This is a genomic window from Nocardioides solisilvae (assembly GCF_003194625.1).
Lineage (GTDB): Bacteria > Actinomycetota > Actinomycetes > Propionibacteriales > Nocardioidaceae > Nocardioides > Nocardioides solisilvae.
The window spans coordinates 213,275-238,500 of the sequence record NZ_QHKX01000001.1 but is presented as its reverse complement, the minus strand read 5'-3'; the positions used below and the strand labels follow the sequence as shown (position 1 = coordinate 238,500).

Here is a 25,226-nt window from a genome sequence, read left to right as displayed (position 1 = left end):
GTGGGGTGGAGCGGCGTCAGGCCTTCTCGCCCAGGCTGTCGTCGGCGAGGTTGGCCACGTCGCTGCCGTGGCCCTCGGTCTTGAAGCGCTCGAAGGAGGCGTGCACCTCGGCGACGGCCTCCTCCTTGCCGACCCACTCGGCGCCCTCGACGGACTTGCCGGGCTCGAGGTCCTTGTAGACCTCGAAGAAGTGCTGGATCTCCAGGCGGTCGAACTTGGAGACGTCGCCGATGTCCTGCAGGTGCTCCATCCGCGGGTCGTGGGTCGGCACGCAGAGGACCTTGTCGTCACCGCCGGCCTCGTCGGTCATCCGGAACATGCCGATCGCGCGGCAGGCGATGAGGCAGCCCGGGAAGGTCGGCGCGCCGAGGATGACCAGCGCGTCGAGCGGGTCGCCGTCCTGGCCCAGGGTGTTCTCGATGTAGCCGTAGTCGGCCGGGTAGGCCGTCGAGGTGAAGAGCATCCGGTCCAGGCGGAGCCGCCCGGTGTGGTGGTCGACCTCGTACTTGTTGCGCTCACCCTTGGGGATCTCGACCAGCACGTCGAACTCCAGCACGGCTTTCACCTCGTCATCTCTGCTCAGCGGATTGGTCCACGTCGACCAGCGCCTGCAGGCGGCGAGGGCCGCCAGGAGAGTCCCCGGGACGTGACGGGGGTCATTGTCGCGCACAATGGGCGCACACACACAGTCGGGAGGACGCTGCCGTGGGGCGACGTGATGCAGGCCACACGCCGCCGGCGTCCCCTCGGGGGCCCGGCCGCGCGGCGCACGTCCTGCCCACCCTGCTGGTCCTGGCCCTGCTCGGCACCTCCGTCGCCGCGGCCGACCGCGAGTGGGGGCCGACGTACCTCGGCTGGGGCCCGGAGGAGCCGCCGGCCGCCGCGGCCGGGGCGCTGCTGCCGGACCCCGCGGAGCCCCTGCCGGTCGCCGAGCCGGTCGGCCCCGCCGCGCTGGACCCCGCTGCCGTCCGGGCCGCCGTGGCCGACGGGCTGCGCGACGACGCGCTCGGCCCCCACGTGGTCGCGGCCGTGGCCGACCTGGCCGGCGGCGAGCCCGTGCTCGCGCGGGGCCGCGGGCGGCTGCTGCCCGCCTCGACCACCAAGCTGCTCACCGGGGTGGCGGCGCTCGCGGTGCTCGAGCCCGGCACCCGGTTCCGGACCCGGGTCGTCACCGGGGAGCGGGAGGGCCAGGTCGTGCTGGTCGGCGGTGGCGACCCGCTGCTGGCCGCCGAGCCCGCCCCCGCCGGCACCCGCCCGGCCCGGGCCGACCTGACCACGCTCGCCGAGCAGGCCGCCGTCGCCCTGGCCGCCCGGGAGCCCGGCCGGCAGCCCGTCCGGACGTCGGCCAAGGTGCGGCTCCGCTACGACACCTCCCTCTTCGCCGGCCCGGCCGAGAACCCGCGGTGGCGGCCCGACTACGTCCGCGACCAGATCGTCTCGCCGATCGTCCCGCTCTGGGTGGACGGCGGCCGGGACGACTCCGGCTGGGGACGGGTCGAGGACCCCGCCCGCGACGCCGCCGAGCGGTTCGCGGCCGCGCTCCGCGACGCCGGCGTCCGGGTGGTCGGCCCGCCGCGGCCCGCGACCGCGCCGGCCGGGGCGACCGAGCTCGCGGCGGTCGAGTCGGCCCCGCTGGACCAGCTGGTCGCCCGGATGGTCGACGTCAGCGACAACGAGACCGCCGAGGTGCTCGCCCACCACGTCGGCCTGGCCACCTCGGGGGTGGGCAGCTTCGAGGCCGGCGCCGCCGGGACCAGGCAGGCGCTGGCCGACCTCGGCGTCGACCTCGGCGCCGACGAGCTGTACGACGGCTCCGGGCTCTCCCGGGACAACCGGCTCTCGGCGGCCACCCTGGTCGCGGTGCTCCGGCTCGCCGCCTCGCCGGAGCACCCTCGCCTGCGCGGGGTCGTCGAGGGCCTCCCTGTCGCGGGCTTCTCCGGGTCGCTGGCGCTGCGCTTCGGCGAGGGCCCGCCCGCGGGACCGGGCCGGGTGCGGGCCAAGACCGGGACCCTCACCGGGGTGCACGCGCTGGCCGGCCTGGTCACCGACGTCTCCGGCCACGCGATGGTGGTGGTCCTGGGCGCCGACCGGGTGCCGGCCGAGCGCAGCCTCGACGCGCGCGCCGCGCTCGACCGGGTGGCCGCCTCGCTGGCGGGCTGCTCCTGCGGTGCCGGCGGCTAGGGTCGGCGCATGACGCAGCAGGGGACCCGGCACGGGATGGTCGACTGGGAGCTGGCTGCCCGGATCGGGGCGCGGGCCGCGGGCCCCGGGCCCGAGGTCGGCGCCGGCGAGGCCGCCGAGGCGGTGGCCGAGCTCCGCGCGGGCGCCGAGCGCTCCACCGGCCTCGTCGCCGACTTCACCGGGCTGGCCGCGGCGTCTGGCACCGCCCCGCTCCTCGTCGTGGACCGCGCCGGCTGGGTCCAGGCCAACGCCGACAGCTTCGCCCGGGTGATCGACCCGATCGCCGACCGGCTGGCCGAGCGCAAGGGTCCCCCGCGCGGGCTGACCCGTGCCGTCGGCTCGCGCGTCACGGCGGCCGAGGTCGGCGTCCTCCTCGGCTTCCTCGGCGGCAAGGTCCTGGGCCAGTTCGACCCCTTCCACGAGCCCGCCGGCCGGCTGCTTTTGGTCGCCCCCAACGTCGTCCACGTCGAGCGCGAGCTCGGGGCCGACCCGTCCGACTTCCGGCTCTGGGTCTGCCTGCACGAGGAGACCCACCGGGTGCAGTTCACCGCCGTGCCCTGGATGCGCGAGCACCTCTTCTCCCTGATGGACCAGCTCGTGGGCTCGGTGCAGCCCGACGCCCTGGTCACCGACGTGCTCGGCAAGGTCTCCGAGCTGGTCCGCGGCAAGGAGGGCGTGAGCCTGCTCGAGGTCGTCGGCACCCCCGAGCAGCGCGAGCTGGTCGACCGGGTGACCGGGGTGATGTCGCTGCTCGAGGGGCACGCCGACGTGGTGATGGACGGGGTGGGGCCCGAGGTGATCGGCAGCGTGGCCGACATCCGGCGCAAGTTCGACCAGCGCCGCGGCGGCGTCGGGGTGCTCGACCGGCTGCTGCGCCGGCTGATGGGGCTGGACGCCAAGATGGCGCAGTACCGCGACGGGGCGAAGTTCGTCCGCGCGGTCGTGGACCGCGTCGGCATGGAGGGGTTCAACGCGGTCTGGGCCGAGGCGGGCCACCTGCCGAGCAGGGCCGAGATCCACGACCCCGACGCCTGGGTCGCCCGGGTCCACGGCTGAGGGTCGGCGGGACGACGTGGCGGGCCCCGACCCGGCGGTCGCGGCCGCCCGGCTGGCGGTGCGCCGCACCCTCGCCGACCTCGAAGTGCCCGACGGCGCCACCCTGCTGGTGGCCTGCAGCGGCGGCGCCGACTCCCTGGCCCTGCTGGCGGCGACGGTCTTCGAGGCCCGCGGCCGGGACGGGCGGGCGGGGCTCGCCGTCGTCGGGGCGACCGTCGACCACGGGCTGCAGCCCGGCTCGGCCGAGCAGGCCGCCCGGGTGGTGGCACAGATGGAGGCCCTCGGCGTCGCCGAGACGTTCGCCGCCCGGGTGCGGGTGAGCGCGGTGGGCCGTGGGCCGGAGGCGGCCGCGCGGGAGGCCCGGTACGCCGTACTCGGCGAGGTCGCGTCCCGCACCGGCGCCGCCGCGGTGCTGCTGGGCCACACCCTCGACGACCAGGCCGAGACCGTGCTGCTGGGGCTGGCGCGGGGGAGCGGCGGCCGCTCCCTGGCGGGGATGCGCCGCACGCACGACCGCGACGGGACGGCGTACGCCCGGCCGCTCCTCGACCTGCGGCGCGAGCAGACCGAGGCGGCCTGCCGGGCGCAGGGCCTGGAGTTCTGGACCGACCCGCACAACGCCGACCCCCGCTTCCTGCGCGCCCGGGTGCGCCATGACGTGCTGCCGGTGCTGGAGCGCGAGCTCGGCCCCGGCGTGGCCGAGACGCTGGCCCGCACGGCGGAGTCGCTGCGCGGCGACATGGAGGCCCTCGACGACCTCGCCGAGGCGGCGCTGGCCGACCCGCTGCTGGCCCGTCCCGACGGGCTGGACGTGGCCGCGCTGGCCTCGCTGCCCTCGGGGGTGCGCCGCCGCGTGCTCCGGCTGGCGGCGCTGCGGGCCGGCGCCCCGGCCGCCGAGCTCTTCCACGGCCACGTGGTCGCGACGGAGGAGCTGGTGACCCGCTGGCGGGGGCAGCGCGGGGTCGACCTGCCGGGCCACCTGCGCGCGGTCCGGCGCGACGGCCGGGTGCTCCTCGAGCGGTCCTCCGGACCCCGCGACGGGGCGGGTTAGGGTACGCGGCATGGAGACCACCCACGTCGAGGCAGATCTGGTCAACGTCCTCTTCACGGAGCAGCAGATCCAGGACCGGCTCGGCGAGATGGCCCAGCAGATCGCGGACGACTACGCGGGCCGCGACATCCTCATGGTGGGGGTGCTCCGCGGGGCCGTGATGGTGATGGCCGACCTGGCCCGCGCGCTGCCCGTCCACGTCGAGATGGACTGGATGGCGATCAGCTCCTACGGCGCCGGCACGAAGTCGAGCGGCGTCGTGCGGATCCTCAAGGACCTCGACACCGACATCAGCGGCCGCGACGTGCTGATCGTCGACGAGATCATCGACACCGGGCTCACCCTGAGCTGGCTGGTCAACAGCCTCAGCACCCGCAACCCGGCCTCGGTCGAGATCGCGACCCTGCTCCGCAAGCCCGAGGCGCTCTCGATGCCGGTGGAGCCGAAGTACGTCGGCTGGGACATCCCCAACGAGTTCGTCGTGGGCTACGGGCTGGACTACCAGGAGCGCTACCGCAACCTGCGCGACATCGGCACGCTGGCGCCCCACGTCTACTCCTGAGCGACGCGTGGGCGCGGCTGGGGCCCGACGGGTACCGTCTTCCTTCACACCGCCCTGTCGTCCTGATCTCGAAAGAAGCCTGTGAAGCGCATTTTCAAGGGTCCCTGGCTGTGGATGGTCGTGGCCGCCCTCGGCGTCCTGCTGGCCATCCAGCTCTTCGCGCCCAACGACGGGTACGACGAGGTCACGACGTCGCAGATGAACGACTACATCGCAGCGGGCGAGGTCGACGAGATCACCTTCGTCGACGGTGACCAGGAGGTCCGGGCGACCCTCGACGAGGGCGTGCGCGACGGCTCCGACAAGGTCGTCGCCTTCTGGCTCAGCGACACGCAGGACGAGATGGAGCAGGCGGTCGCCGCGCAGTACGAGGCCGGCGAGATCAGCGAGTACACCACCGAGGTGCCCAAGCCGAGCGTGCTCGGCTCGATCCTGCTGACGCTGCTGCCGTTCGTCCTGATCGTGCTGCTCTTCGTCTTCCTGATGAACCAGGCGCAGGGCGGCGGCGGTCGGGGCGTCATGCAGTTCGCCAAGTCCAAGGCCAAGCTCATCTCCAAGGACATGCCGAAGACGACGTTCACCGACGTCGCCGGCTGCGAGGAGGCGATCGAGGAGCTCGGCGAGATCAAGGAGTTCCTGCAGGAGCCGGCCAAGTTCCAGGCCGTCGGCGCCAAGATCCCCAAGGGCGTGCTGCTCTACGGCCCGCCCGGCACGGGCAAGACGCTGCTGGCCCGCGCGGTCGCCGGCGAGGCGGGCGTCCCGTTCTACTCGATCTCCGGCTCCGACTTCGTCGAGATGTTCGTCGGCGTCGGCGCCTCCCGGGTGCGCGACCTCTTCGAGCAGGCCAAGGAGAACGCCCCCGCGATCGTCTTCATCGACGAGATCGACGCCGTCGGCCGGCACCGTGGCGCGGGCATGGGCGGCGGCCACGACGAGCGCGAGCAGACCCTCAACCAGCTGCTGGTGGAGATGGACGGCTTCGACGTCCGCGGCGGCGTCATCCTCATCGCGGCCACCAACCGCCCCGACGTGCTCGACCCGGCCCTGCTCCGCCCGGGCCGCTTCGACCGCCAGATCCAGGTCGACGCGCCCGACCTCAACGGCCGCCACCAGATCCTGCAGGTCCACTCGCGCGGCAAGCCGATGGCCGAGGACATCGACCTGCTCAGCGTCGCCCGCCGCACCCCCGGCTTCACCGGCGCCGACCTGGCCAACGTGCTCAACGAGGCCGCCCTGCTCACCGCTCGCGGCAACGCCAAGCTCATCACCGACGACAACCTCGACGAGGCGATCGACCGCGTGATCGCCGGCCCGCAGCGCCGCACCCGCCTGATGAGCGAGCAGGAGAAGCTCATCACCGCCTACCACGAGGGCGGCCACGCGCTCGTCGCGGCGGCGCTGCCCGGCACCGACCCGGTGCACAAGGTGACGATCCTGCCCCGCGGGCGCGCGCTCGGCTACACGATGGTGCTGCCCGACGAGGACAAGTACTCCACGACCCGCAGCGAGATGCTCGACAAGCTGGCCTACATGCTCGGCGGCCGCGCCGCCGAGGAGCTGGTCTTCCACGACCCGACCACCGGCGCCGGCAACGACATCGAGAAGGCCACCAACCTCGCCCGCGCGATGGTCACCCAGTACGGCATGACCGAGCGGCTCGGCGCGATGAAGCTGGGGGAGACCCAGGGCGAGCCCTTCCTGGGCCGCGACATGGGCCACCAGCGCAACTACTCCGAGGAGGTCGCCGGCGCGGTCGACGAGGAGACCAAGAAGCTCCTCACCACCGCCCACCAGGAGGCCTTCGACATCCTCGTGGAGAACCGCGACGTCCTCGACGCGCTGGTCCTCGAGCTGATGGACAAGGAGACCCTCGACAAGGCGGAGATCGCCCGGGTCTTCGAGGCGCTGCGGCTGCGCCCCCGCCGCCCGGCGTGGACCGGCTCGCCGACCCGGACGCCGTCCGACATCCCGCCCGTGGAGATCCCCCAGGAGATCCGCGACCGGGCCCGCACCAACGGCACCGTCGCGTCCCCGGCGTCCTCCGGCGGCTCCGAGGGGGGCGTCATCCTCACGCCACCCGGCAGCGGCGGCGACACGCACGGCGACGTCCCGGGACCGGGGACGCCTGCATGACCGACCCGATCGCCGTCGACCGGCGCGACCCCCTCGAGGTGCCGGACTTCGACCACGCCCGCGCGGAGGCGGCCGTCCGCGAGCTGCTGGCGGCGATGGGCGAGGACGTGGACCGCGAGGGGCTGCGGGACACGCCGGCCCGCGTGGCCCGGGCCTACGCCGAGCTCACCCAGGGCCTGCGGCAGCGCCCCGAGGACGTCCTCACCACCACCTTCGACCTCGGGCACGACGAGATGGTGCTGGTGCGCGACATCGAGCTGTGGTCGATGTGCGAGCACCACCTCGTCCCCTTCACGGGCGTCGCCCACGTCGGCTACATCCCCGCCGAGACCGGCAAGATCACCGGGCTCTCCAAGCTGGCCCGGCTCGTCGACGTCTACGCCAAGCGCCCGCAGGTGCAGGAGCGCCTGACCACCCAGGTGGCCGACGCGATGACCGAGATCCTCGAGGCGCGCGGCGTGATCGTGGTGATCGAGGCCGAGCACCTCTGCATGACGATGCGCGGCGTGCGGAAGGCCGGCGCCCGGACCATCACCTCGGCCGTGCGCGGCATCATGCACAACGCGGCCACCCGCAGCGAGGCGATGGCGCTGATCCGCTCCGGGACGCGGTGACCCCGTGACCCGCCCCGAGCCCGCCGGCCGTCCGCTCGTGATGGGCATCGTGAACGTCACCCCCGACTCGTTCTCCGACGGCGGCCGCTGGGCCGACCGGGACTCCGCGGTCGCGCACGGCGTCGAGCTGCTCGACCAGGGCGCCGACGTGCTCGACATCGGCGGGGAGTCGACCCGGCCGGGCGCGACCCGGCCGCTGGTCGCCGAGGAGCTCGACCGGGTCGTCCCGGTGATCGCCGAGCTGACCGCCCGGGGGGCCGTGGTCTCGGTGGACACCATGCGGGCTGAGGTCGCGGCCGCCGCGGTGGCGGCCGGCGCACGGATCGTCAACGACGTGAGCGGCGGGCTGGCCGACCCGGAGGTGCTGCGGGTGGTGGCGGACTCGCCGGCGACCTACGTGGTGATGCACTGGCGGGCGCACGCCGACCACATGGACGCCTTCACCGACTACCGGGGCGGCGTGGTGGCCGGGGTGCGCGCCGAGCTGGCCGCCCGGCTGAAGGCCGTCCGCGCCGCCGGGGTGCCCGACGACCGGCTGGTCCTCGACCCGGGCCTGGGCTTCGCCAAGACCTCCGAGCAGAACTGGGAGCTGCTGGCGGGCCTCGACGAGATCGCCTCGCTCGGGCTCCCGCTGCTGGTCGGCGCCTCCCGCAAGCGCTTCCTGGGCGCCCTCACCCCGGCCCCCGACGGGTCCCCGCGGCCGGTCGACCGGCGTGAGCACACGGGGGCCGCGCTGTCGTTGCTGCTGGCGCAACGGGGGGTGTGGGGTCTCCGCGTCCACGACGTCCGTGCGACCCTCGATGCCTTGGCGGTGTGGCAGCGACTGGGAGGAGCGGACGGGTGGACGGCGTGGGCATGACGGACGAGCTGACGATCAGCGGCCTCGAGTGCTGGGGCCACCACGGCGTCTTCGACTTCGAGCGGAGCCGGGGCCAGAAGTTCGTCGTCGACCTGACCCTGGGGCTCGACACCCGCCCCGCGGCCGCCAGCGACGACTTGCAGGACACCGTCGACTACGGGAGCCTCGTGGCACGCGTGGAGCAGGCGGTGGGGAGCGACCCGGTCGACCTGATCGAGAAGCTCGCCCAGCGCCTCGCCGACGTGGCCCTGGAGCACGACCGTGTTGAATGGGTGCGGGTGCGGCTGCACAAGCCGGACGCACCGATCGACGCCACGTTCCGGGACGTGGCGCTGACCATCACCAGGAACAAGGGGACCGACCAGTGACCGAGACGCCCAACCCGCACATCGTCGACGCCGACGCGCTGACCGGGGAGATGCACCCGATCCGCCGGGTCGTGGTGGCGCTGGGATCCAACCTGGGCGAGCGGCTCACGGCCCTGCAGGGCGCGGTGGACGCGCTGGCCGACACCCCCGACGTCTGGCTGACCAGCGTCTCGGGCGTCTACGAGACCGACCCGGTCGACGCCCCCGACGGGTCCAAGCCCTACCTCAACGCCGTCGTGCTGCTCGACACCACGCTGCCGGCCCACCGGCTGATGGAGCGGGCGCTGGCCGTCGAGATCGCCTTCGACCGCGAGCGCAGCGACATCCGCAACGCCCCCCGCACCCTCGACGTCGACCTGATCCAGGTCGGCGACCGGCGTGCCGACGACGAGCTGCTCCAGCTGCCCCACCCGCGGGCCCACGAACGCGGATTCGTCCTCAAGCCCTGGCACGACCTCGAGCCCGACGCCGTCCTGCTGGACGCCGGCCCGATCGCCGAGCTGCTCGAGAAGGTCGACCTCGCCGGGGTGCGCCCCCGCGAGGACCTCGTCCTCGAGATGCACTGAGCCGGGTGACCGAGCAGCCCCCGCAGCCACCTGAGGCTCCCGACGGCCACCTGCGGCCGCTCGGTCCGGGCCCGCTCGCCGGTGCGGCCGTGCTGGGGCTGCTGCTGGGCTGGCTGTGGCACCCGGTCGCGCGCCGGGTGGCGGGCGTCGCCCCGCTGCTGTCGTGGACCCAGGGGCTGCTGCTGCTCTTCGTCGGCGCCGTCCTGACCGTCGTCGCCTGGGTGACCTGGCGGACGGTCCACGTGCGCCGCGAGCGCCTCGGCGCGCAGCAGATGGTCAACCGGCTGGTGCTGGCCCGGGCCTGCGCGCTCGTCGGCGCGCTGGTGGCCGGCCTCTACACCGGCTACCTGGTCTCGTGGGTCGGCTCGCCCGCGGAGCTGGCCGACGAGCGGATGCGGAGGTCGGCGCTCGCGGCGGTCGGGGGTGTGACGGTTCTCTTCTCGGCCAAGCTCCTGGAACGCGCGTGTCGAGTTCCCAAGGAGAACCCTCACCTCTAGCCTGAGGGTCATGACTTCCCCGTCTGCTCGTTCCAGCGCCCGCCGACGTCAGCGCAGCACGCGCGTCACCGTCGCCGCCGGCCTGCTGCTGCTCGCGGCCGTCCTCGTCTTCGGGGCGATCGCCACTGGCCAGTTCCTCCTGGTCCTCCTCGCCGCCGTGGGCGCGCTCGTCCTGGGCGCGGCCGCGACCCGGATCACCCACTCCGAGCTGGTCCAGACGCGGCGCGACGCGGCGATGGACCGGGCCCAGCAGGCCCAGGCCTACCGCGACATCACCGCCCGGCGGACCGCCGAGAGCGCCGCGTTCGCCGCGGACATGCAGGCCCGGATCGTGGAGCGCGAGGAGACCATCGGCCAGCTCGAGTCCGAGCTGGGCAAGGCTCTGGAGCGGGCGGCCACCGCGACGCTCAAGATGAACGCCGAGGCGCGCCGCGCCGACGTGGCCGAGCTCGAGGGCCTCAAGCTCAGCGAGGTGCTCGAGGCCTCCGAGACCCGCGCCGCCGAGGCGGTCGTCCGGGTGGCCGAGCTCGAGGCCGAGCTGGACGCCCTGCGTGCCGAGCTGGAGGCCTGGCAGGCCGCGGCCAGCCAGGCGGCCTACAAGCGCGCCTGACCCGTAGGGGAGAATCGGCGGGTGATCCCCGACGACAACAGGTTCGAGAGCGACCCGGACGCGGCCCTGCCGGACGACCCAGGCCTGCCCGACGGCTGGTCGGCGGGGGCCCCTGACGGCAGCTCCGCGTCCGACGTCGCCCGTCTCACCCGCCTGCTGCGCGAGCACGAGCGGGCAGGCCGGGGCTGGGCGGGGGCGTCCGAGCAGGACGTCCTCGTCGAGGTCTCCGAGCACGGGCTGGCCATGCGCGAGAACCTGGTGGTCCGCGACGCCGAGGGCGTGATCCGGGCCTGGGGCAGCGTCCACGACCGGTCCCTGGGGCGGATGCTCCTCGTGCACGTGGTCGACCGGTCGATCCCCGAGGCGCAGGCGCACCGCTGCTCGCGGGCGCTCCTCGACTGGGCCGAGGCGCAGGCGCGGGCGGTCGGCGCCGCCCGCGGGCTGGACGTGCAGCAGATCGACACGGGCGCTTTCGCCGACGACGAGCGCCAGCACCGCTGGCTGGCCGACCGCGGCTTCGAGAAGGTCCGCACCTGGTGGCAGATGAGCCGGCCGGTGGTCGCCGACGAGGCCGGGCTGGTCCCGGACCCGCGACGGTGGGAGGACCGCGGCGTCCGCTTCCGTGCCGTGCGCCGGCGGGGCGACGGGATGCCCGACGAGGCCGACCTGCGGGCGGTCCACGGCGTCCTCGAGGGGGCGTTCACCGACCACTTCAACTCGTCGGAGGAGACGTTCGAGGAGTTCGTGCACCGGCTCCGCGAGGACCCCGGCCACCGGTGGGACCACTGGTGGCTGGCCGAGCTGCTCGACGGCGACGAGCCCGAGCCGTGCGGCGCGCTCGTCGGCACGGTCTCGGAGTCGTCGACGGGTCCCGACGGCTCCTACGTCTCCTACCTGGGCGTGCTGGAGTCGGCCCGCGGCCGGGGGGTGGCCAAGGGGCTGCTGCGCACGGTGATCGCCGACGCCGCGGCCCGCGGCCGCGACCGCGTGGGGCTCGAGGTGGACGCCGACTCCCCGACGGGTGCGGACGGGCTCTACACCGGCATGGGCTGGGCGACGAAGTACGTCACCGAGTCGTGGCACCGGGACGTGCCGGTCACGGGCTGAGCGAGGCCCGCAGCTGCGCGTGCACCCCGGCCGGGGTCAGCACGCCCAGGAAGCGGGGGCCGCGCCGGACCCCGATCATCGGCTTGTCGTCGCGCAGCATGAGCGCCAGCGCGTCCTCCAGCGTGGAGTCGATGTCGATGGCCGCCCCCAGCTGACCGGCGGAGACCCCCTCGAGGGGCTCCAGGTGGGCCTCGTCGATCGGGGTGACCGACAGCCGGCGCAACCCCTTGGTGGCGCCCACGAAGTCGGCGACGAAGTCGTCGGCGGGGTGGGCCAGGAGCTCCTGCGGGGTGCCGTGCTGGGCGAGCCGGCCGCCCTCGGCGAAGACGGCGACCCGGTCGCCCATCCGGACCGCCTCGTCGATGTCGTGCGTGACCATGACGACGGTCTTGCCCAGGTCGCGCTGCAGGCGGCGGAACTCGTCCTGCAGCCGGTGGCGGACCACCGGGTCCACCGCGCCGAACGGCTCGTCCATCAGCAGCACCGGGGGGTCGGCCGCCAGGGCCCGTGCCACCCCGACCCGCTGCCGCTGGCCACCCGAGAGCTGGTGGGGGTAGCGGGAGCCGTAGAGGTCGGGGTCCAGGCCGACGAGGGCGAGCAGCTCCCGGGCCCGCTCCCGGGCAGCGGCGCGCGAGTCGCCGAGGAGCAGCGGCACCGTCATCACGTTGGCCTCCACCCGCTGGTGGGGGAAGAGGCCGACCTGCTGGATGACGTAGCCGATGGTGCGACGCAGCGCGTGCGGGTCGATGCCGGTGACGTCCTGGCCGTCCAGCAGGATCCGGCCCGTCGTCGGCTCGATCAGCCGGTTGACCATCTTCAGCGTCGTCGACTTGCCGCAGCCCGAGGGGCCGACCAGGCAGACGAGCTCGCCCCGCCCGACGTCGAGGTCGAGCTCGCGGACGGCGACCGTGCCGTCGTCGTACGTCTTGCCGAGGCCCACCAGCCGGAGCATCGGCGTCTCGTCCGTGGCCCCAGGGGCGCCCGACCCGGTAGCGTCCATGCCCGTGACCCTACTGGTGACGGCGGGCGCCGTGCGGCAGGCGGCCGAGGGGCCCAGCTGCTACAGCCGGCTGCGCAACGAGTGGGTCTGCGGCGACTACCTGGTCGACCGCCGCGAGGAGATCCTCTCCGCGCTCGGGTCCCACGTGGTGCTGAGCGTCTCGTCGGTCCTGCTCGGCCTGCTGCTCGCGGTGCCGCTGGCGCTGCTGGCGCGCCGGGTGCCGAGGCTCGAGACGGCGATCACGGCTGCGGCCACCGGTCTCTACACGATCCCCTCGCTGGCGCTCTTCCCGCTGCTGGTCCCCTTCACCGGGCTGACCGCCACCACGGTGGTCCTCGGGCTCGCGCTCTACGCGCTCACCATCCTGGTCCGGGCGCTGCTCGACGGGCTGCGCGCGGTGCCCCCCGAGGTCCGCGAGGCGGCCCGGGGGCTCGGCTACGCCCCGACCCGGCGGCTGCTGCGGGTCGAGCTGCCGCTCGCCCTCCCGGTGCTCATGGCGGGGATCCGGGTGGCCACGGTCTCCACCGTCGCCCTCACCACCGTGGGGGCGCTGGTCTCGCACGGCGGTCTCGGCGACCTGCTGGTCACCGGTGTCGCGGAGTCGTTCCGGGCGCAGGTGCTGACCGCGGCCGTCCTCTGCGTCGCGCTGGCGGTGCTGCTCGACGGCCTGCTCGTGCTGCTGCAGCGGGCGCTGACCCCGTGGAGCCGGGCGTGAGGCGCCGATGAGGGTCTTCGAGGAGATGTGGGCCCACCTGACCGACGCCGCCAGCTGGCGCGGGGACGGCGGGATGCTCGCCCTGCTGTGGCAGCAGCTGCTGCTCACCGGCACGGCCCTCGCGCTGGCCACCGCGCTCGGCCTCCCGCTGGCGCTCTGGCTGGGCCACCTGGGGCGGGGCGGCTTCGTGGCGATCAACGTGTCGGCGGTCGGCCGGGCGGTGCCGACCTTCGCGCTGCTGGCGATCCTGGTCGCCGCCGAGTGGCCGGGGAGCGCGACGCTGGGGCCCTACGGCCGCGCCGGCGCGGCGACCCTCATCGCCCTCATGCTCTTCGCCCTGCCGCCGATCATCACCGGCGCCTACGTCGCGGTCACCGAGGTGCCCGGCGACGTCAAGGAGGCGGCCCGGGGGATGGGGATGACCGGGCGGCAGCGCTTCTGGCGCGTCGAGCTGCCGCTCGCGCTGCCGCTGGTGGTGGCCGGGCTGCGGCTGGCGCTGGTCCAGGTGTGGGCGACCGCCACGATCGCCGCCCTGGTCGCCGGGCCCGGCCTGGGCCGGGTGATCACCGACGGCTTCTACCGCAACGACTACGGCCAGGGGCTTGCCGGCGCGCTCGTGGTCGCCGCCGGCGCGCTGGTGTTGGAGATCGCGGGCGCGGGGGTACAACGCGGTGCCGCCCGCCGCGCCCAGCTCGCGCCGGCCAGCACCTGAGGACCGAGGGCCGGGCCCCGCCGGGGGCCGTCGAGGAACAGCAACGATCGAGGGAGAACACGATGAAGCACACCACCCGCACCCACCGGCGACGCGGGGCCGCGGCCGCCGCGGTCGCCTCGCTCCTGCTCCTCGGCGCCTGCGCCGGGGACGACCTGGCCTCCGACGACGACGGCGGCAGCGACGGCTCCGACCAGGACCGCGGCGCGGTCACCCTGGCCAGCCAGAACTTCCCCGAGGCGACGCTGGTCACCGCGATGTACGAGGAGGTCCTCGACGACGCCGGGTACGACGTGACGACCCGGCTGGTGGGCACCCGTGCGGTCTACATGGCCGAGTTCCCCGGCGACGTCGACATCGTCCCGGAGTACGTCGCCGGCATCTCCGACCACCTCAACACGACCGCGAACGGCGCCGACGCCGAGCCGATCACGACCAACGACCCGACCGAGTCGATCGAGGCCGCGACGCCGCTGCTCGAGGACGCCGGGATCACCCTCCTCACCCCGTCGGACGCGACGTCCCAGAACGCCTACTTCATCACCGCCGAGCGGGCGGAGGCCGACGGGATCACCGCGCTCTCCGACCTCGAGGGGGAGCCCACGGTGCTCGCGGCCGCCCCCGACTGCGAGGGCCGCGACGACTGCGAGAAGGGGCTGCGCGAGACCTACGGCATCGACGTCACCAAGCTGCTCCCGCTGGGCTACGGCAGCCCCGAGACCTACAAGGCGGTCCTCGACGGCGAGGCCGACCTCGGCCAGACCGGGACGCTCGACGGGACGCTGGAGGAGCAGGGCCTGGTCCTGCTCGAGGACGACCGGGGGATCCAGCCCGCGCAGAACCTCGTCCCGGCCGTCTCCACCGAGTTCCTCGAGGCGAACCCCGACGTCCAGGGTCTGCTGGAGGACCTGATGGCCGCCCTCGACAACGACACCCTCGCCGGGCTGATCCAGGAGGTCTCCGTCGACCGGGCCAAGCCCGAGGACGTGGCGGAGCGGTTCCTGGAGGAGGAGGGCCTGGTCAGCTGACGCGGGGCCGCCGCCGCTCCCAGGCGGCGGCGGCCACCAGGACGGCGCCGGCGGCGAGCCAGCCCGCCAGCACGTCGACCACGTAGTGCTCGGCGTAGTAGACGAGGGCGAACGCCATCACCAGCGGGTAGGCGACCAGCACGGCCCGCAGCAGCAGCCCCCGGCAGCGGGAGAAGGCGTAGACGGAGAGGAAGAACGCGATGCCGGCGTGCAGCGACGGCATCGCCGCCACCGGGTTGCCGACCGCCGAGAAGGAGTCCTGGAAGTTGCCGGGGCCCAGGTCGTACCAGCCGCGGCCGGTGATCCGGGCGATGTCGTCGGTCAGGAAGCCGTCGCGCGAGGCCAGCCACGGCGGCGACATCGGGTAGAGCACGTAGACGACCAGGGCCAGGACGTTGAGGCCGAGGTAGCGCCGCATGAACCGCACCCACGCCGGCCGGTGCCGCACCCACAGCACGGCGGCGGTCACCGGGGCCACGAAGAAGTGCGAGTAGTAGACGGTGGTGAGCACGACGTCGTACCAGGCCCGCGGCGCGGTCCGCTCGCACGGGACGCCGCACAGCCGGGCCTGCAGCCACTCCGTCGGCAGGGTGCCGCCGAAGAGGGCGCGGTCGGCCTCGATCGGCTCCGTCACGTGCACGCCGACGAGGCCCAGGTCGTCGGCGAGGCCGCGGCTGTAGAGGTAGAAGGTGAGCACCGCGAGCGGGAGCAGCCAGTCCCGGAGGAAGGCCAGGTGGGAGCGCCAGGGGGCCTGGACGTTCCAGGCGATGACCGCCAGCCAGGTCCAGGTGAAGGCCTGGTAGACCGACTTGGGCAGCTCGACGAGCTCGATCCAGCCGGCCAGCGCCGCGGTCCAGACGGCCAGCGCCAGGATCCGGGCCCGGCGCGAGGTGACGGGACCGTCGCCCTCGAGGAGCGCGACGGCCTGCGGGTCGAGGACGACCTCGCCCGGGGGGCGCTCCCGCGTCTCCCCGCCCTGCCCGCCCGTCTGCACAGCGCAACGGTAGAGCAGGGGGCCGACACCTCGCTCAGCGCTCGTGCGGGCGGACCGCCAGGGCCTCGTCGGGCAGGGTGCCCGGGCGGACGACGTCGGCGGGCACCGCGAGCCGCTCCCCGTCGGGGCTCCGCGGAACGGGGCCTGGGAGCGTCGCCACCCAGGTCATCAGCGCGGCCGCCTCCTCGCGCCGGTCCCGCTCCACGAGGTACCCGCAGAGCCGGTGCACGGGCGGGAGGCCCGAGTGCACCAGGGAGCGCCCGCCCCAGAGCTCCAGGACGCCGTCGCGCAGCAGCCGCCACCACGCGTCGGAGCAGCCGGGCACCAGCTCGAAGTAGCGCCACAGGTCGCCGGGGAGCACCCGGTCGACGAAGACCTCGGTCACCCGCGGGTCACCGTGGGTGCGCACGGACGCCAGCGCCATCCGCTTGGTCTCCCACCGGTCCACGAGGTCCTCCACCGAGCTGCGCTGCTGGGTGATCGAGGAGCCGTCGGAGCGGATCCGCCAGTGGTAGACCGGCTCGGCCAGGACGTCGAAGGTGCCGGCCAGATAGGCCCGGGTGGTCGTCGGCTGGTCCTCGTAGCGGATCCGCTCCGGCCAGGAGAGGTCGGCCGCCTCCCAGAAGGAGCGCCGGAAGAGCTTGTTCCAGGCGAAGACGTCGCCGAGCACCTCGGGGTGGTCGGCGATCCGGGCGCCGGTCCGCGGCGGGGTGTGCAGGCGTCGTACCCAAGGCGGCTCGTGGAGCCCGGCGCCCTGCGGCGGCGGGGCCTCCCAGCGCAGCACGGAGCCGACCGCGAAGTCGGAGCCGCTGGCCTCCAGCGACCCGACCAGGTCGGCCAGCGCCCGCGGCGGCAGGACGTCGTCGGAGTCGAGGAAGCCGAGGTGGTCGACCGTCGGGCCGTCGGCCAGCAGCGCCGCGACCCCGCGGTTGCGGGCGGCCCCGAGGCCGCCGTTGTCGGTGTGCAGCACGCGGATCCGGTCGTCGCCGCGGGCGAGCTCCTCGGCGATCTCGCCCGTGCGGTCGGGGGAGCCGTCGTCGACGACGACCGCCCGCCACGCCGTGTGCTCCTGGTGGGTGAGGCTGGCCAGGGCCTCCGGCAGCCACTGCTCGACGCCGTACGCCGGCACCACGACGCCGACGAGGGGCTCGCGCCGGCGACCCCGCAGCCTCCACCTCATGCGGCGAGGGTAACCAGCGGCCTCCTCGGATAGGCTCACCGACCGTGACTGGAGAAGCCCGTGCCCGTGCCATCGACGAGCTGAACCCCGAGGGCGTGCCCCGGAAGGTCCTCTTCGTCGCCGGGGCCGGTCGCAGCGGGACCAGCACGCTGGCGGGGATCCTCAGCCTGCTGGGCATGCACGTGCCCCAGCCCGAGGTCGAGGCCGACGCGTCCAACCCGAAGGGGTTCGGCGAGCCGCGGTGGGCCGTCGACGTCCACGACGAGTGGCTCCGCGAGGCCGGGGTGCAGGTCAGCGACTCCCGCCCGGCCGCGTGGTTCGAGACGGGCCGGATCTCCAGCCGCGAGCCGGCCCGGATCCGCGTCTCCGACTGGCTGGAGACCCACTTCGCCGAGCACCCGGAGCTCGTCGTCAAGGACCCGCGGCTCAGCTGGTTCCTCGGCCTGTGGCGGGTCGCCGCGATCCGCACCGGCGCGACCCCCGTCTTCGCCACGATGCTCCGACCGCCCGCCGAGGTGGTCGGCAGCAAGCAGAAGTACTACGCCAACAAGCTCGGCTCGGCCCACCTGGCGGCCAGCTGGCTCAACATGCTGCTGCACACCGAGAAGGCCACCCGCGAGTCGCTGAGCGGCTCCCACGTCGGGGGCGGGCGCGTCTTCGTCCGCTACGAGGACCTGCTGAGCGACTGGGTGCGGACCACGACGGCGCTGGGCCGGCACCTCGACGTGCAGTCGGTGATCCACACCCGCAGCGACCAGATCCGCGAGGTGCACCGGTTCATCGACCCCAGCCTGCGCCGGGTCACCACCACCCTCGACGACCTCTCCCTCCCGCCCCGGCTGCACGAGCTGGTCGCCGAGACCTGGTCGGTGCTCGACGGGCTGGCCGACGAGGGGGGCGACACGCCGCAGGCGCACGTCACCCTCGACCAGCTGCGCGACGCCTACACGTCGCTCTACGAGGAGTCCGAGGCGATCTCGAAGTCGTCGGTGGTCGCCGCCCGCGTGGCGCAGGCCCGCGAGGACGCCGCGGCGGCGCGCGACGAGCGCCCCGGTCTCGCCGAGCTGGTGCCGCACGAGGTGCGGGCCAAGATCCCGCCGTCGGTGCGCCGGGGCGTCCGGCGGGCGCTCGGCCGCGAGCGGACCCCGGGCCAGCCGTGATCCCGATCGGTCGGGGCGACGGCATCGCCAACCTCGAGGGACACACCGACTACGACATCACCTGGCCGTGGCGGCGTCCCGGCGGGCTGCGGCGCGGCGCCACCGCGGTGCTGCGGGTCAAGGACGAGGCGCCCGGGCTGCGGTTCGTGCTGCCCCCGCTGCTGCGCGCGGTCGACCACGTGCTGGTGGTCGACAACAACTCGACCGACGGCACCGGCGAGGAGGCCCTGCGGGTCGCCCGCGAGGCCGGCCACGCCGACCGGCTGACGCTCGAGCACTACCCGTTCGACGTCGCCCGGGCCGGTGCGGAGCACCTCGCGGTGCCCGAGCGCTCGGTCCACTCCCTCGCCTACTTCTACAACTGGTGCTTCGCCCACGTCCGGACCCGCTACAGCTGGAAGTGGGACGGCGACATGGTGCTCACCACCGAGGGGGAGGTCTCGATGGCCGACCTGTCGTGGCAGGTGGGCAGCACCGACGCCGTGATCCGCTTCCCCCGCCACGGGCTGTACGTCGAGTCCGAGCGGCGCGCCTTCCTCGACCTCGGCCTGCGCAACATCGAGGAGTGGGGCTTCCCGATGGGGCCCGACTTCGTCTACTCCAAGGCGCCCGAGTGGGAGATCCGGACCACCCCGGAGCGGTTCGAGATGTTCGCCCTCCCGCAGGGGCTCTGCGTGGAGCTGAAGTGGCTCGACGGCGACGAGTTCGCCCACTGGACCGACCCGGCCTCCTTCGCCACGAGCCTGCGCAACCGCCGCAAGCGGCGGGAGTGGACCGTGTGGAACGCGCTGCAGGAGGGGACGGTGCCCGAGGGGGTCGTCGAGATCGTCGCCCCCGACGGCGTCCACGTGGTCGACCACGTCACCCACGCCTGGCTGCCCCGGGCCCCGCGGCCCTTCGTGGTGGACGACCCGGCGCACGCCGTGGGCTAGGTCACACCCCGGTCTGTTCACACGGGGGAAGCAGGGACGTAACCTCGTCGTTGAAAAGAGCAGCACGAGCCACATCGTCTGGTACCCGTACCGGCTCCACCGCGCGAGCGGAGGAGTGGTCGGCGGGACTGAAACGAGAGGTCCACCCCATGAACGCCACCCTCCGGGTGGGCGTGGTCGGCGCAGGTCGCGTCGGCGCCGTCCTCTCCGCCGCGCTGCGCGCCGCCGGCCACGACGTGGTCGCCGCCGCCGCCGAGTCGGACGCCTCCCGCGCCCGCGTCGAGCAGCTGCTCCCCGGCGTCCCGGTCGCCAAGCCGACCGCCGTGGCGCGCGCCTGCGACCTGCTGCTGCTCACCGTCCCCGACGACATGCTCGGCAACGTCGTCACCACCCTGGCCGACAGCGGCGCCCTCCGCGCGGGCCAGCACGTCGTGCACACCTCCGGCCGGCACGGCCTGGCCGTGCTCGCCCCGGCCGCGGCCGTCGGCGCCCGGCCGGTCGCGCTGCACCCGGCGATGACCTTCACCGGCACCGCCATCGACCTGCCCCGGCTCGCCGGCTGCGTCCTCGGGGCGACCGCCGGTCCCGACGAGCGCCCGCTCGTCGAGCGACTCGTCGCCGACCTCGGCGCCCGCCGGATCTGGGTGCCCGAGGAGAAGCGGACGCTCTACCACGCCGGCCTGGCGCACGGCGCCAACCACCTGGTCACCCTCGTCGCCGAGGCGATGGAGATGCTGGCCGCCTCCGGGGCCGACGAGCCGGCGGCGATCCTGCGCCCGCTGCTCACCGCCGCCCTCGACAACGCGCTCGACGCCGGCGACGCCGCGCTCACCGGCCCGATCGTCCGCGGGGACGTGCAGACGGTCGCCGCCCACCTCGTCGACCTGCAGGCGAACGCCCCGCAGACGGTGCCGTCGTACGTCGCCCTGGGCCGCGCCACGCTCGGCCGGGTGGTCACCGACGGCCGGGTGCTGCCCATCCGGGCCGCCCGGATCCTCGAGCTGCTCGACGCCGCGGCCCGCGGCGTCGCCGTCACCGGCGTGCTGCGCCCCGACGAGCGCCGCCCGGCCAGATGAGCGCCCCCGTGACGCTCGCGCACTCGCGCGAGGAGCTGGTCGCCTCCCTCGGCGCCCCGGGGGAGCGCGGCCGGGTCGCGCTGGTCCCCACGATGGGTGCGCTGCACGAGGGGCACGCCAGCCTGGTCCGCGAGGCCCGGCGCCGCGTCGGCCCCGAGGGCCGCGTCGTGGTGAGCGTCTTCGTGAACCCGCTCCAGTTCGCCCCGGGCGAGGACCTCGACCGCTACCCCCGGACCCTGGACGCCGACCTCGAGGTCTGCGCGGGGGAGGGCGTCGACGTCGTCTTCGCGCCGACCGCCGAGGAGGTCTACCCCGGCGGCGTCGAGGCCGGTCGCACCGACGAGCAGGTCACCGTCGACCCGGGCCCCCTGGCCGCCGAGCTCGAGGGCGTCACCCGGCCCACCCACTTCCGGGGCGTCCTCACCGTGGTGGCCAAGCTCTTCGGCCTGGTCCGCCCCGACCTCGCGGTCTTCGGCCAGAAGGACTACCAGCAGCTCGTGCTGATCACGCAGATGGCGACCAACCTCTGCCTCGGGGTGGAGGTGGTCGGGGCCGAGACCGTCCGCGAGGCCGACGGGCTGGCCCTGAGCAGCCGCAACCGCTACCTCGACCCCGAGCAGCGGTTCCGCGCGGCGGCCCTGCACCGGGTGCTCGTGGCCGCCCGCGAGGCCGCCCACTGGGGCCCCGACGTGGCGCTGGAGGCGGCCCGCGCCGAGCTCCGGCAGGCCCACGGCGTCGACCTCGACTACCTGGAGCTGCGGCTCCCCGACCTGCGTCCCCTCCCCGCCGGTCCCGTGCCCGAGAGCACGGAGGCCCGGATCCTCGTCGCCGCGCGCGTGGGCACCACGCGGCTCATCGACAACATGCCCCTCACCCTCGGCGCCCGCCGGGAACCACGCGCCACCGAAGGAGACCTCTGATGCTGCGCACCATGATGAAGAGCAAGATCCACCGCGCGACGGTCACCCAGGCCGACCTGCACTACGTCGGCTCGGTCACCGTCGACGAGGACCTCCTCGACGCGGCCGACCTGCTGCCGGGCGAGCTGGTGCACATCGTCGACATCGACAACGGCGCCCGCCTCGAGACCTACACGATCGCCGGCGAGCGCGGCTCCGGGATCATCGGGATCAACGGCGCCGCCGCGCGCCTGGTGCACCCGGGCGACCTCGTCATCCTCATCGGCTACGGCCAGATGGAGACCGCCGAGGCCAAGGAGTTCCAGCCGAGCGTCGTCTTCGTCGACGCCGACAACAAGGTGCTGGCCACCGGCTTCGACCCCGCCGAGACCTTCGGCGACCCGTCGCTGCAGCGCGGCGACCTGATCGGTCGCTGAGGTGCGGCTGCCGTCCCGCCTGGTCGCCCCCGAGCCGGGGTGGACCACCCGGGCCGACGTCGTCGTCGTCGGGTCGGGGATCGCCGGACTGACGGCGGCCCTGCGGATCGACGCCGCCGACCCCGACCTGCGGGTCCTGGTGGTCACCAAGGACGTGCTGCACGCCGGCTCCACCCAGTGGGCCCAGGGCGGGATCGCCGCGGCGCTCGGGCCGGGGGACACCCCGGCGCAGCACGAGCGGGACACCCTGGTCGCGGGCGCCGGCGCCTGCGACGTCGAGGCGGTCCGGGTGCTCGTGACCGAGGGACCGGCCGCCGTGCACGAGCTGATCGCGCTCGGCACCGAGTTCGACCACCACCCCGACGGCGAGCTGAGCCTGACCCGGGAGGGCGGCCACCTGCGCGACCGGATCGCGCACGCCGGCGGCGACGCCACCGGCGCCGAGATCCAGCGCGCGCTGATCGCCGCCGTGGAGCGGGCCCCGCAGATCGAGGTGGTCCAGCACGCGCTCGCCGTCGACCTGCTGCTCGACGCCGAGGGCGGGGTCGCCGGCCTGACCCTCCACGTGCTCGGCGAGGGACAGCGCGACGGGGTGGGCGCCGTCCACGCCCGGGCAGTCGTGCTGGCCAGCGGCGGGCTGGGCCAGGTCTTCTCGGCCTCGACCAACCCCGCGGTGGCCACCGGCGACGGCACCGCGCTCGCGCTGCGCGCCGGCGCGGTGGCCCGTGACCTGGAGTTCGTCCAGTTCCACCCGACCGTGATGTGGCTCGGGGCCGACTCGCAGGGCCAGCAGCCGCTGATCTCCGAGGCGGTCCGCGGCGAGGGCGCCTTCCTGGTCGACTGGGAGGGGACGCGGCTGATGGCCGGCGTCCACGAGCTCGCCGACCTCGCCCCCCGCGACGTGGTGGCCAAGGCGATCACCCGGCGGATGCTCGAGACCGGCCGGCCCCACATGTGGCTCGACGCCCGGCACCTGGGGGCCGAGTTCTGGGAGCGTCGCTTCCCGACGATCCTCGCCACCTGCCGCTCGCACGGCGTCGACCCCGTCACCGACCTGATCCCGGTCGCGCCCGCCCAGCACTACGCCTCCGGCGGGGTCGCCACCGACCTCCACGGCCGCACCGGCGTCCCCGGCCTCTACGCCACCGGCGAGGTGGCCTGCTCCGGGGTGCACGGCGCCAACCGGCTGGCCTCCAACTCCCTGCTGGAGGGGCTCGTCTTCTCCCGGCGGATCGCCGAGGTGCTGCCCGGCGAGCTGCGCGGCTGGGCCGAGCCGGTGACCCCGGCGGCGACGCCGGCGCTGGTCCCCGGCGGGGTCCGCGCCCGCCTGCAGGAGCTGATGACCCTGCACGTGGGGGTGCTGCGCCACGAGGACGGGCTGCGCGCGGCCCTGGCCGAGATCGAGCGGCTCGCCGCCGACGGCCTCGCCGCCCCCGCCGAGCCCGGGGTCGACGCGTGGGAGACCACCAACCTGCTCACCGTCAGCGCGGCGCTCGCCGAGGCCGCCCGGCTGCGCACCGAGACCCGCGGCTCCCACTGGCGCGAGGACTTCCCCGGCCGCGACCCCGAGGTCGCCGGCCACGTCGACGCGTGGCTGGAGGACGGCGGGCTGCGCGCCCGGTGGACGCCTGCGCCCTCGACCGACCCGACCGACGGGAGCCCCGCATGAACCCGACGTACGCCGCCCCCGACGCGCTCCCCGACGACCTCGCCGGCGAGCTGTGGGTCGCCGGCCTCGACCCCGACGCGGTCCGCCGCCTCGTCCTGGCCGGCCTCGACGAGGACCTCCCCGACGGCGGCGTGGACACCACGAGCGTCGCCACCATCCCGGCCGACCAGCGCGGCACCGCCGGGATCAACGCCCGCGAGGCCGGGGTGGTCGCCGGGCTCGGGGTGGCCGCCGCCGTCTTCGCGGTGGTGATGGGCGACGACGTCACCATCGCCGACCGGGTGCCCGACGGGACCCGCGTCGCCCCCGGCGACCGGGTGATGACCGTCAGCGGCCCGACCCGCGGCCTGCTCACCGCCGAGCGGACCGCGCTCAACCTCGCCAGCCACCTCTCCGGGGTGGCGACCGCGACCTCGCACTGGGTGGAGGCGCTCGCCGGCACCGGTGCCCGGGTGCTCGACACCCGCAAGACGCTGCCGGGCTGGCGGGCGCTGCAGAAGTACGCCGTCCGCTGCGGCGGCGGGGTCAACCACCGGTTCAGCCTCTGCGACATGGCGATGGTCAAGGACAACCACGTGGTGGCGGCGGGCGGCGTCGTCCCGGCGCTGCGCGCCGTGCGCGAGGCGTTCCCGGGGCTGCCGGTCGAGGTCGAGGTGACCCGGCTCGAGGAGCTCGTCGAGCTGCTCGACGAGGGCTGCGACCGCGTGCTGCTCGACAACATGACGACGGCGACGATGGCCGAGGCCGTGCGGCTCCGCGACGCCCACCCGGCCGGGGGCGGCGTCGAGCTGGAGGCCTCCGGCGGGCTGACCCTGGCGCGGGCCCGCGAGGTCGCGGAGACCGGCGTCGACTTCATCTCCGTCGGGGCGCTCACCCACTCGGTGACGGTCTTCGACCTCGGGCTGGACCTGACGTGAACCGTCCGGGCGTGGCCGAGCCGGGCGCGAGGACCCTGCTGGCCGCCGACATCGGCAACAGCAGCACCGTCCTGGGCCTCCTGGTCGGCGACGAGGTGGTCGCCCACTGGCGGGTGGCCACCGACGAGCGGCGCACCAGCGACGAGTGGGCCGTGCTGGTCCGCGGCCTGCTCGCCGACACCGAGCACGCCGCGGGGTTGTCGGGCGTCGCGGTCTGCGCCACCGTCCCCGCCGTGCTCGCGGAGTGGCGGGAGATGATCGCCACCCACTTCGCCGACCTCGACGCGGTGGTCGTGGAGCCCGGCGTGCGCACCGGGATCCCGGTGCTGATGGACAACCCCCGCGAGGTGGGGACCGACCGGATCGTCAACGCGCTCGCGGCCGCGCGCACCTACGGCGGCCCGGCCATCGTGGTCGACTTCGGGACCGCCACCACCTTCGACGTCGTCAACGCCGCGGGTGCCTACGTCGGTGGCGCGATCGCCCCCGGCATCGAGATCTCGCTCGAGGCGCTCGGCCGCCGCGGCGCGCAGCTGCGCCGGGTCGAGCTGAAGCGGCCGCGCCACGTGATCGCGAAGAACACCGTCGAAGCGCTCCAGTCGGGGATGCTCTTCGGCGTCGCCGCCCAGGTCGAGGGGATGGTCGCCCGGATGGTCGCCGAGCTGGGCGTCGCGCCGTCCGACGTGCAGGTCGTGGCCACCGGCCACCTCGCGCCGCTGGTGCTCGACGAGTGCGGGTGCTTCACGGCCCACGCGCCGTGGCTGACGGTGCAGGGCCTGCGGATGGTGCACGAGCGCAACTGCGGCTGACCCGCGCAATTCGTGGCCGCGGATTCTGCGCCATTGTCCTGCGATTGCTCCGGCATTGCCCCGGCATTGCCCCGCCATTGCCCTGCCATTGCCC

Annotated in this window: 27 protein-coding genes; 23 read left to right on the top strand and 4 right to left on the bottom strand. The window is 74.7% G+C overall.

What is annotated here, in order from left to right; genetic code table 11:
• Positions 1 to 16: 16 nt before the first annotated feature.
• Positions 17 to 553 carry an inorganic diphosphatase gene (locus DNK53_RS01210; protein WP_110181335.1) on the bottom strand — a complete coding sequence of 179 codons (537 nt, stop codon included), beginning with the start codon at positions 551 to 553 and terminating at the stop codon, positions 17 to 19.
• A gap of 152 nt (positions 554 to 705) precedes the next feature.
• Between DNK53_RS01210 and dacB the strand changes: the two genes are divergently transcribed.
• The 12 genes from dacB (at position 706) to DNK53_RS01150 (ending at position 11,604) form a co-directional block, all read left to right on the top strand.
• Positions 706 to 2,181, top strand: coding sequence for a D-alanyl-D-alanine carboxypeptidase/D-alanyl-D-alanine endopeptidase (gene dacB / locus DNK53_RS01205; RefSeq protein WP_110180493.1), 1,476 nt, complete (start codon positions 706 to 708; stop codon positions 2,179 to 2,181).
• 9 nt (positions 2,182 to 2,190) lie between these two features.
• The gene (locus DNK53_RS01200) at positions 2,191 to 3,237 is read left to right on the top strand and encodes a zinc-dependent metalloprotease (protein ID WP_239456305.1); all 1,047 of its coding nucleotides are present in this window, start codon (positions 2,191 to 2,193) and stop codon (positions 3,235 to 3,237) included.
• 16 nt (positions 3,238 to 3,253) lie between these two features.
• Positions 3,254 to 4,288 (top strand): tRNA lysidine(34) synthetase TilS, encoded by a 1,035-nt coding sequence (gene tilS, locus DNK53_RS01195; RefSeq protein WP_110180492.1) that lies wholly within the window; start codon positions 3,254 to 3,256, stop codon positions 4,286 to 4,288.
• Positions 4,289 to 4,298: 10 nt separating this feature from the next.
• Positions 4,299 to 4,850, top strand: a complete 552-nt coding sequence (hpt, locus tag DNK53_RS01190; protein WP_110180491.1) for a hypoxanthine phosphoribosyltransferase — start codon at positions 4,299 to 4,301, stop codon at positions 4,848 to 4,850.
• Positions 4,851 to 4,931: 81 nt separating this feature from the next.
• Positions 4,932 to 6,983, top strand: coding sequence for an ATP-dependent zinc metalloprotease FtsH (ftsH, locus tag DNK53_RS01185; protein ID WP_420846470.1), 2,052 nt, complete (start codon positions 4,932 to 4,934; stop codon positions 6,981 to 6,983).
• The gene (gene folE / locus DNK53_RS01180) at positions 6,980 to 7,597 is read left to right on the top strand and encodes a GTP cyclohydrolase I FolE (RefSeq protein ID WP_110180489.1); all 618 of its coding nucleotides are present in this window, start codon (positions 6,980 to 6,982) and stop codon (positions 7,595 to 7,597) included. Before ftsH ends, folE begins: the two co-directional genes overlap by 4 nt.
• A gap of 4 nt (positions 7,598 to 7,601) precedes the next feature.
• Positions 7,602 to 8,456: a dihydropteroate synthase gene (folP, locus tag DNK53_RS01175; RefSeq protein WP_476739096.1), complete on the top strand. Its 855-nt coding sequence runs from the start codon at positions 7,602 to 7,604 to the stop codon at positions 8,454 to 8,456.
• On the top strand, positions 8,438 to 8,824 hold the full coding sequence (gene folB, locus DNK53_RS01170) for a dihydroneopterin aldolase (protein WP_338040987.1): 387 nt from the start codon (positions 8,438 to 8,440) through the stop codon (positions 8,822 to 8,824). Before folP ends, folB begins: the two co-directional genes overlap by 19 nt.
• Entirely contained in the window at positions 8,821 to 9,390 is a 570-nt protein-coding gene (gene folK, locus DNK53_RS01165) for a 2-amino-4-hydroxy-6-hydroxymethyldihydropteridine diphosphokinase (protein WP_110180488.1), read from the top strand. The genes folB and folK overlap by 4 nt, the downstream gene beginning before the upstream one ends.
• Positions 9,391 to 9,395: 5 nt before the next feature.
• Positions 9,396 to 9,887 carry a DUF3180 domain-containing protein gene (locus tag DNK53_RS01160; RefSeq protein WP_239456304.1) on the top strand — a complete coding sequence of 164 codons (492 nt, stop codon included), beginning with the start codon at positions 9,396 to 9,398 and terminating at the stop codon, positions 9,885 to 9,887.
• A 10-nt stretch (positions 9,888 to 9,897) separates the two neighbouring features.
• Positions 9,898 to 10,497 (top strand): hypothetical protein, encoded by a 600-nt coding sequence (locus tag DNK53_RS01155; RefSeq protein WP_110180487.1) that lies wholly within the window; start codon positions 9,898 to 9,900, stop codon positions 10,495 to 10,497.
• A 21-nt stretch (positions 10,498 to 10,518) separates the two neighbouring features.
• Complete coding sequence (locus DNK53_RS01150) at positions 10,519 to 11,604, top strand: GNAT family N-acetyltransferase (protein WP_204163695.1); 1,086 nt, start codon at positions 10,519 to 10,521, stop codon at positions 11,602 to 11,604.
• Here DNK53_RS01150 and DNK53_RS01145 read toward each other — a convergent pair.
• Positions 11,594 to 12,604 (bottom strand): ABC transporter ATP-binding protein, encoded by a 1,011-nt coding sequence (locus DNK53_RS01145; protein ID WP_420846469.1) that lies wholly within the window; start codon positions 12,602 to 12,604, stop codon positions 11,594 to 11,596. The genes DNK53_RS01150 and DNK53_RS01145 overlap by 11 nt on opposite strands.
• Positions 12,605 to 12,608: 4 nt before the next feature.
• Here DNK53_RS01145 and DNK53_RS01140 point away from each other — a divergent pair, with 4 nt between their 5' ends.
• The 3 genes from DNK53_RS01140 to DNK53_RS01130 all read left to right on the top strand — a co-directional run bounded on the left by DNK53_RS01140 (position 12,609) and on the right by DNK53_RS01130 (position 15,059).
• Positions 12,609 to 13,319: an ABC transporter permease gene (locus DNK53_RS01140; protein ID WP_204163694.1), complete on the top strand. Its 711-nt coding sequence runs from the start codon at positions 12,609 to 12,611 to the stop codon at positions 13,317 to 13,319.
• A gap of 7 nt (positions 13,320 to 13,326) precedes the next feature.
• Positions 13,327 to 14,031, top strand: a complete 705-nt coding sequence (locus DNK53_RS01135; protein WP_110180484.1) for an ABC transporter permease — start codon at positions 13,327 to 13,329, stop codon at positions 14,029 to 14,031.
• 62 nt (positions 14,032 to 14,093) lie between these two features.
• Positions 14,094 to 15,059, top strand: a complete 966-nt coding sequence (locus DNK53_RS01130) for an ABC transporter substrate-binding protein (RefSeq protein ID WP_110180483.1) — start codon at positions 14,094 to 14,096, stop codon at positions 15,057 to 15,059.
• Here DNK53_RS01130 and DNK53_RS18265 read toward each other — a convergent pair.
• Positions 15,052 to 16,053: a phosphatase PAP2 family protein gene (locus DNK53_RS18265; RefSeq protein WP_162599695.1), complete on the bottom strand. Its 1,002-nt coding sequence runs from the start codon at positions 16,051 to 16,053 to the stop codon at positions 15,052 to 15,054. The two genes, DNK53_RS01130 and DNK53_RS18265, sit on opposite strands and share 8 nt — an antisense overlap.
• Before the next feature lie 34 nt (positions 16,054 to 16,087).
• Complete coding sequence (locus DNK53_RS01120; RefSeq protein ID WP_239456303.1) at positions 16,088 to 17,233, bottom strand: glycosyltransferase family 2 protein; 1,146 nt, start codon at positions 17,231 to 17,233, stop codon at positions 16,088 to 16,090.
• 44 nt (positions 17,234 to 17,277) lie between these two features.
• On the opposite strand from DNK53_RS01120, the gene DNK53_RS01115 reads away from it, so the two are divergent.
• The 8 genes from DNK53_RS01115 (at position 17,278) to DNK53_RS01080 (ending at position 25,132) form a co-directional block, all read left to right on the top strand.
• Positions 17,278 to 18,393 carry a sulfotransferase family protein gene (locus DNK53_RS01115; RefSeq protein ID WP_239456302.1) on the top strand — a complete coding sequence of 372 codons (1,116 nt, stop codon included), beginning with the start codon at positions 17,278 to 17,280 and terminating at the stop codon, positions 18,391 to 18,393.
• Positions 18,390 to 19,325, top strand: coding sequence for a glycosyltransferase family 2 protein (locus tag DNK53_RS01110; RefSeq protein ID WP_110180481.1), 936 nt, complete (start codon positions 18,390 to 18,392; stop codon positions 19,323 to 19,325). Before DNK53_RS01115 ends, DNK53_RS01110 begins: the two co-directional genes overlap by 4 nt.
• A gap of 149 nt (positions 19,326 to 19,474) precedes the next feature.
• Positions 19,475 to 20,401, top strand: a complete 927-nt coding sequence (locus tag DNK53_RS01105; RefSeq protein WP_110180480.1) for a Rossmann-like and DUF2520 domain-containing protein — start codon at positions 19,475 to 19,477, stop codon at positions 20,399 to 20,401.
• A gap of 8 nt (positions 20,402 to 20,409) precedes the next feature.
• Positions 20,410 to 21,321: a pantoate--beta-alanine ligase gene (gene panC / locus DNK53_RS01100; RefSeq protein WP_338040986.1), complete on the top strand. Its 912-nt coding sequence runs from the start codon at positions 20,410 to 20,412 to the stop codon at positions 21,319 to 21,321.
• Positions 21,321 to 21,737 (top strand): aspartate 1-decarboxylase, encoded by a 417-nt coding sequence (panD, locus tag DNK53_RS01095; RefSeq protein WP_110180478.1) that lies wholly within the window; start codon positions 21,321 to 21,323, stop codon positions 21,735 to 21,737. Before panC ends, panD begins: the two co-directional genes overlap by 1 nt.
• Position 21,738: 1 nt before the next feature.
• Entirely contained in the window at positions 21,739 to 23,406 is a 1,668-nt protein-coding gene (locus DNK53_RS01090; protein ID WP_239456301.1) for an L-aspartate oxidase, read from the top strand.
• Positions 23,403 to 24,323, top strand: coding sequence for a carboxylating nicotinate-nucleotide diphosphorylase (gene nadC / locus DNK53_RS01085; RefSeq protein WP_110181326.1), 921 nt, complete (start codon positions 23,403 to 23,405; stop codon positions 24,321 to 24,323). The genes DNK53_RS01090 and nadC overlap by 4 nt, the downstream gene beginning before the upstream one ends.
• A gap of 11 nt (positions 24,324 to 24,334) precedes the next feature.
• Positions 24,335 to 25,132 (top strand): type III pantothenate kinase, encoded by a 798-nt coding sequence (locus DNK53_RS01080; RefSeq protein ID WP_239456300.1) that lies wholly within the window; start codon positions 24,335 to 24,337, stop codon positions 25,130 to 25,132.
• The last annotated feature ends 94 nt before the right edge of the window (positions 25,133 to 25,226 follow it).